This is a genomic window from Arthrobacter sp. P2b (assembly GCF_900168295.1).
In the GTDB taxonomy this organism is placed as follows: Bacteria; Actinomycetota; Actinomycetes; order Actinomycetales; family Micrococcaceae; genus Arthrobacter.
Genome location: NZ_FVZL01000035.1, coordinates 1 through 6,075, shown reverse-complemented (window position 1 = coordinate 6,075; position 6,075 = coordinate 1). Strand labels below are relative to the sequence as shown.

At 59.6% G+C, this 6,075-nt stretch carries 6 protein-coding genes; 3 read left to right on the top strand and 3 right to left on the bottom strand.

Going from position 1 to position 6,075, the window contains the following annotated elements; translation table 11 throughout:
* Nucleotides 1-532: 532 nt before the first annotated feature.
* On the bottom strand, nt 533-748 hold the full coding sequence (locus B5520_RS22175) for a hypothetical protein (RefSeq protein ID WP_079599225.1): 216 nt from the start codon (nt 746-748) through the stop codon (nt 533-535).
* The gene (locus B5520_RS22170) at nt 745-1,329 is read right to left on the bottom strand and encodes a recombinase family protein (RefSeq protein WP_079599224.1); all 585 of its coding nucleotides are present in this window, start codon (nt 1,327-1,329) and stop codon (nt 745-747) included. The genes B5520_RS22175 and B5520_RS22170 overlap by 4 nt, the downstream gene beginning before the upstream one ends.
* 297 nt (nt 1,330-1,626) lie before the next feature.
* Between B5520_RS22170 and B5520_RS22885 the strand changes: the two genes are divergently transcribed.
* On the top strand, nt 1,627-1,764 hold the full coding sequence (locus tag B5520_RS22885; protein ID WP_176156967.1) for a hypothetical protein: 138 nt from the start codon (nt 1,627-1,629) through the stop codon (nt 1,762-1,764).
* Between the two features lie 403 nt (nt 1,765-2,167).
* On the opposite strand, the gene B5520_RS22165 is transcribed toward B5520_RS22885, so the two are convergent.
* Nucleotides 2,168-3,127 carry an HNH endonuclease gene (locus B5520_RS22165; protein WP_079599223.1) on the bottom strand — a complete coding sequence of 320 codons (960 nt, stop codon included), beginning with the start codon at nt 3,125-3,127 and terminating at the stop codon, nt 2,168-2,170.
* A 403-nt stretch (nt 3,128-3,530) separates the two neighbouring features.
* Between B5520_RS22165 and B5520_RS22650 the strand changes: the two genes are divergently transcribed.
* Both B5520_RS22650 and B5520_RS22155 read left to right on the top strand, forming a co-directional pair.
* Nucleotides 3,531-4,331, top strand: coding sequence for a hypothetical protein (locus B5520_RS22650; RefSeq protein WP_139386301.1), 801 nt, complete (start codon nt 3,531-3,533; stop codon nt 4,329-4,331).
* A gap of 1,073 nt (nt 4,332-5,404) precedes the next feature.
* Nucleotides 5,405-5,890 carry a hypothetical protein gene (locus B5520_RS22155; protein ID WP_139386300.1) on the top strand — a complete coding sequence of 162 codons (486 nt, stop codon included), beginning with the start codon at nt 5,405-5,407 and terminating at the stop codon, nt 5,888-5,890.
* Nucleotides 5,891-6,075 lie beyond the last annotated feature (185 nt).

Sequence of the window (6,075 nt, the reverse complement as noted above, 5' to 3'; positions counted from 1 at the left end):
CCATGCATGGCCCTCTGAGGGGCCCACACGCCAGTATCCACAGGGCTTCACGCCCCTGGAATGCGGGGATTGCCAGTGCGGATCAGTAGGCTTGTTTTATCCCAACTTCCGGGAACGGTTTCAACCAGAAGGAAGGAGGGTCGATTTGGGTAACCGGAACAAGGTCACCAAGTCCAGATGGCATGAAAAAGCCACGGTCTGCGCGCAACTTTTGACAGGGTCAGCACGCCTACTCGTGGCAATCTCAATGATTTTGCATGTCGTGAAGGACTGGCCGCTCTACTAACCAATCACCCACCGCGGCGGTCTGATGCTCCAACATCAGGCCGTCGCACTTCTTTTACCCAGCCAGAGTTAACCCTGGTTAGGTTTTCTCAGACTAACATCTTGCGCTTGCGCAAGTGCTCCATATGGGGCAGAAATCGTCCATATGGAGCACGCTATGGTCCATATGGGGGCTGTTGTTGTCCGTATGGACATCGGTATCGACCGTAAGTCCTTTGGTCTCCAGCACGGCCAACCCTGGAGAACTTCAGTCCCTCGTTTCCAGCACAGCCAGCACCTGGCGTGCGGCGTCCAAGTGTTGCACCACCACTCCCACAGCATTACGTGCTGTGCCGTGCGATTGTTCCGCGTGACGCTCCAGTGTCAACCGATCATCTGCCACCAGCTCTGTAAGCCGGTCCTGCACGTCCAGCAGCCAACGGTAAATATCCGCGGCGCTCGCCGCCTCCAGCCCCGCGCTCATGCGCCGGCCTTTGCCAAGTAGCGGTACAGCGTAGCAACAGAGACTCCCACGGCATCCGCGATTTCCTTTGGACTTAGCACGCCCGCGGCGTGCAGCTCCTTTGCCCTGGTGATCTTGGGGCTATCCAACAGGGCAGGCCGGCCACCGCTGCGGCCGCGTGCGCGTGCCGCCTCCAGCCCTACGTTTGTCCGTTCCCTCAGCAGATCACGCTCATACTCAGCCAATGTTCCGAAGATGCCCAGCATGAGCTTTGCCTGGGCTTTGTTGCCATCCGTGCTGAGCATGGGGTTGTCCAACACCCGCACACCCACGCCCCGCTCGGCCAGCTCCTGGAACAGGTGAATAAGGTTTCCCAGGGACCGCCCCAAGCGGTCCAGCTTGGCGACTACCAACGTGTCGCCCTCCCGCAGCGCCTCGAGGCACTTATCAAAGCCGGGACGGCTGGCCTTTGCACCGCTCACCCCCTGATCTTTGAACAGGTGCCGGGCATCATCCTTGACGCCTGCGGCCAGCAAGGCGTCCCGCTGCCCGTCTGTCTTTTGTTCTGCGGTACTCACGCGCATGTAACCGATAAGCGCCATTCCCCTGCTCCATTCTCACTTACTCATTCAATCAAGAGGTTATGGGAATTAGATTATGCGAACGGGTTATGAGAATGCAACTCCCTTGCAAACACAGGGGACAGCCGCCTACGGCTGGCCGTCGTTTCCAGACTCAGCAAACGATCGTATTTGAGAGAGTGTTTTTGAGAATGGACCGCCGCCAGAGCGGGTCACGCATAGAGGGCAGTACCGGGCGACACGTAGTCCGTCCCACAAAGGACGGACGCAACGCGCCACGGTGTCAGCAACAACCGCCTCTACTGCAAAGGAACTGCTTTGAACCCCTGGTCGATCATCCTGAACGGATACCCGCTGCTCCTGTCCCTCCTGGTCCTGCTCGCGATTGTGAGTGACTCAGTAAACCGCCGCGCGGTAAACCTCCTGCGGGCCTGGAAAGGTCGGCGCGGAAAGTAGCCTGCCCAGCGCAGCGCCTCGGAGAGCCAAGCAGTTACACGGGTGTAAACGTATAGCTTGCTCCGGCAACGCAAGCGGACTTATGGCACATAAGTCTCTAGCTTGCTCCGGCCCCAGCTCCCATCTCCTGCCCCCGTCAAAGGGGGTGGGGGAGGGACCCTAAGCCAGCCTCAGCCCGCCCCCGGTGGTCATAGCACCTGTAGTCGCGAACGGGATAGGAAGCCGCAGATACGGGGCGCAGCTCATTGGCTCCTGGTCCGGGATCTAAGCGCCGCGCAGGCGCCTACGGCAGGTCAGGTAGGGGGAACCTCTACGCGGGGCTGTAATCCCCGCGCCGGACTGCGATTAGCGGCACTCCAGCAGATAGGGACCGGTATCCATAGCGCCCCTTTGTCGGTACGGGTTAGCAGGTTTTTTCCCTCAGGAGATGAGCCGGCGTTTCTTCGGCATGAATTCTCCGGTGCTCAGCTTCGGTAACCAGAAGGAGGTGATCCACATTTACACAAGGCCGAACCCAGCAATCATGATGGAGGTCATGCCCCGCCGGAACGGGGCCACGCTCGGCAATCCAGACCACACGGTGAGCACCAATCCCCATATACCCCGGGTGCAGCCTGCCGTAGTCGTCTCGGTAGTCACTCGAGTCAAAGAAGAACATGCAACCTGTGTGGGGGTTTTCGTAGACATGGGGCAGGATGTCGCGGTTGGCAATAACCGTGTACGGTTCGAGCCCCAACCGCTCTCGGTTTATCTCCTGCTCATTCAGGTGTTGCATCTCCTGGTCAAACCGATAGCGCGGACGATACCGCGCACCCAAGGCGTCCAGATGTTCAAGATTCGTAGCCTCAGCCTCAGCTGTCAGTTCATGGAACGTCCACAGCTTCCGCTGCTGATGAGCGGGGTCCGGCTGGCTCGATGCCAGCGGGACCGGCATGGACTCCAGCTTCACGAGCTGGGCAACCACACCACCACGGGACCGCGTAACGCCCAGGGCAATGACCTGGGCAATGGACAGAGGCACACCCTTAGGGGCCACCTCAAAAAGGCAGCCGGCACCATAGAGGTCCTGACTCCTGAACAGATCCCGCACACCCTCAAACCCGTCAGATAGGGGCTTATTGTTGTCAGGGTTTTGTGCAGGTTTTTCCGGTCCGGTAAGCATGCGATAGCGGGCGCTCTGCACCCCGCGGCCAGCCCTCACGAGCTCGATGTAGCCACCCTTGAGAAGTCTCCCCAAAGACTTCGATGCGGTGTCCCTGGTGCGGCCGATGTCCTCAGCCAGCCTCCGTGAGGAGATCGCTACTACCCCGTCATGGGCCAGGGCATTCAACGCGGCCAGCGTCTGCTGGTCAGTGGTATTCATGGGGTTCTCTTTGGTAAGCCGCGAAGCCCCCAGCAGAGCGGCATATGAAACGGTGGAGTGGTGCGGTCTGGGTAAGTTGCAGGCGAGAGCGCCCAGGGAAGCCTGCCCCGTTCATAACGTGCAACCAGCAACTCAGAGAGAGGGACCGGAACACCTGGCTGGTGTCCGGCCCCTCTACGTACAAGTCTCAGCGAACGGCAGGGGCCCAGGAGGGGAACTCCGGTGCTGGTGGGGAACTTACGTTCCGACCTGAACCGCCCTACGGCACATATCACTCCGCGCCACTTCAACTTATAAGAACATCTTACCACAGCCCGGCCAGTCACGCAACTTGACTGGGTACGTAGTCGAAGCTTTATACTTGATATCTAGTTATATCACATGGCGAGGAAGCAACTTTCGAATGACTATTGCCAGCAGGCAGCAGAAACTAATAGCTCGTAAGTTGCTATCCACGTTCAGAAAAGAAGCTCGGATATCCCGAGCAGGTGCACCAATACGCAGATCCTTTGTATTGAAAACAAAGGAAGGCCCATCACCATTAGTTCGATTACTAAATCAGCGGGATGGTAAGAGCGGTGGCCCAGGGGGCCGGCTACGGCTGCAGATCTATTTGAGCCTGTTGTGGGTTTGCGCCAGCAAACCATACGCAACCAACAGACCGGCACGTGTCTGGGCGGAACTGCTGAACCTCGATGATCCCGAAACCAATGGGACTCGCCGTGTACGGGCGGCGTTGAAGGAGCTGGCGGAGAGAAAGTTCGTGCGGCTCGAGCCCACCAAACCCACTCCCACCATCACAATGCTCAGCGATCTTGGCGACGGTTCGCCATACACAACCCCTGGGGAAGTCATCGTTGACTCATCCAGGGAAGACCGAAAATCTCACGAGTATTTCAGAGTGCCCAACGTGATGTGGACCGAAGGTTACTTGGGCGATATGGACGGCGCCGCCATTGCGATGTTCCTGGTTCTTCTGGCTGAATCACGCGGTGTTTGTCGCGATGTCTGGATTAGCCCACACGCGCTGGACGAGCTGTACGGGATCTCAGCAAGTACACGTACCAAAGGAATCGCCCAGTTGAAGGAACTGGAGCTTGTGACGGTAACAAGACAAGCAGTCCAATCCAGGATCGACTTTTCTCCATCACGTCAGATCTACCGGATTCCAATTCTTCCCGACCCGACACCTGAAGCAGAGTAAGCCTGAGGCTTACAGTCCCTTAGGAACAGTCCTGACGGACTGGACACCGCAGAGGGAGGGAGGGAGGGATGAGGGCAGGGGCTTGCCTTGTTGCCCCACAGGGGAAACTGTGGGGACTGAGGGCAAGCGTTGGCACCGCGTCGGTCGGACGGTCGGTTGTCGGTTGGCTACGTAAGTAGCTCGCAAGACCCACGGCATTACTCGTGGGCAGTGGCGGCATATGCCTTGCGATCTGGCAGGCCCCATAAGGGCCGGCTGTAGGTGCTGGCACTCCTTCGATTCCGGGGATTGCTCAACCCGGTGAAACACCCTGCCGCAAGGCTCGACAATGGAACCGGCTCTAACCCGGTAAGTAGCCATCCGGTTGGTTACGGTGTTCGGCTTAGCGTGTTTGTTTCGTCCCGTCCTGTGGGAGCAGGAGAGAGACACGCGGGGATGCCTGCCCGCGTTCGCTTACCAACCGTTGGCGCAGTTGATACGCTTTCTGTATTCAATGGATTTGATTCAAGGTATCCCTGCTGGTTGGCGCTGGCGGGGATTCCGCTTTTAACGGGCGTGTCATGGGCCACCCGCCATATATCGGGATGGACGTTGGCTAACGTCGAAAGCATGACGCCGTGCTCTGTTCTTCGCTGTCCCCGCCCCGAGGCGGGCGCCTACTTGATCCGCGGTTCCAACATGGAACCCCCGGTATGTGCTGAGCATCTGGAGTCCCTGGAGAGTGGTGCTCGCTGGAAGCTCACCGTTGGTGAGGGAGTGCCAGACGAGCACGGCAAACAGCCACTCCAACTAACCCTCCTTATGGAGGACGATCTCCCGCCTGAACTTCTGGCGTGGGACGGAAGTTGGAGCATTGGTGACCAGCCGGGGTTGGACGTGACCCTCCAAATTGGTAACCAGGAAGTCTCGTTCTGGGCACCAGAGCTGGCCGTTAGACGGCTCAGCTCCTTCCTGGCGGCACCAGCACCGACACCGCGAACATGACACCCCCGCCATCGGCAGCGCAAGGCGTCATGACGCCCCCTCCTGGAGTCCCTACGTTGGGCCTTGCAGAGGCCGCCAAAGCGTGCGGGGTGTCAGTGTCTACCTTGCGCCGCAAGCGCCCTGAGCTGACAGCTAACGGGGCGGCACAAACTGCCAACGGCTGGCGTATTCCGGTTACCGCATTGATTGCCCTGGGACTGATGGACCGCACCACTGACGCCCACCATGAGAGCCGTCACGACAGCCCCGTGATACCAGCCATGACGGCCGCCACGACGGGGGCCGGTGACGCCCTGACGGGGGAGCTTGACGCCCTCCGGGTAAAGCTGGCGGAGGCGGAGCAACGCGCCGCCGTGGCAGAAGCGATAGCCGCAGAGCGGGAGCGGATCATCCAAACACAGGCAATGGCCCTGCGGATGCTGGAGGCCACGAAGGCCCCAACTCCAGCCGTTCCTGGTGCCGCTGCTCCAGCGCCGACAGAGGGGACGGCAACGGCCCCGCCTGCCCCTGACACGACAAAGGACCGGCCATCAAAGCCGGTCCCACTGTTACGTCGTCTACTGTCCCGCCTTTAGTCCCTGGCCTTTCAGCCGGCCCCTGAGTCACTCAGCCCGACACCGATGGTGGCACCGGCTGTAAGGATCAATGGTGGACAAGTACAACCACCATGCATGGCCCTCTGAGGGGCCCACACGCCAGTATCCACAGGGCTTCACGCCCCTGGAATGCGGGGATTGCCAGTGCGGATCAGTAGGCTTGT

Coding starts and splice junctions, on each gene's coding strand:
- B5520_RS22650 (WP_139386301.1), top strand. CDS start 3,531: ATGACTATTGCCAGCAGGCAGCAGAAACTAATAGCTCGTAAGTTGCTA.
- B5520_RS22175 (WP_079599225.1), bottom strand. CDS start 748: ATGAGCGCGGGGCTGGAGGCGGCGAGCGCCGCGGATATTTACCGTTGG.
- B5520_RS22170 (WP_079599224.1), bottom strand. CDS start 1,329: ATGGCGCTTATCGGTTACATGCGCGTGAGTACCGCAGAACAAAAGACA.
- B5520_RS22165 (WP_079599223.1), bottom strand. CDS start 3,127: ATGAATACCACTGACCAGCAGACGCTGGCCGCGTTGAATGCCCTGGCC.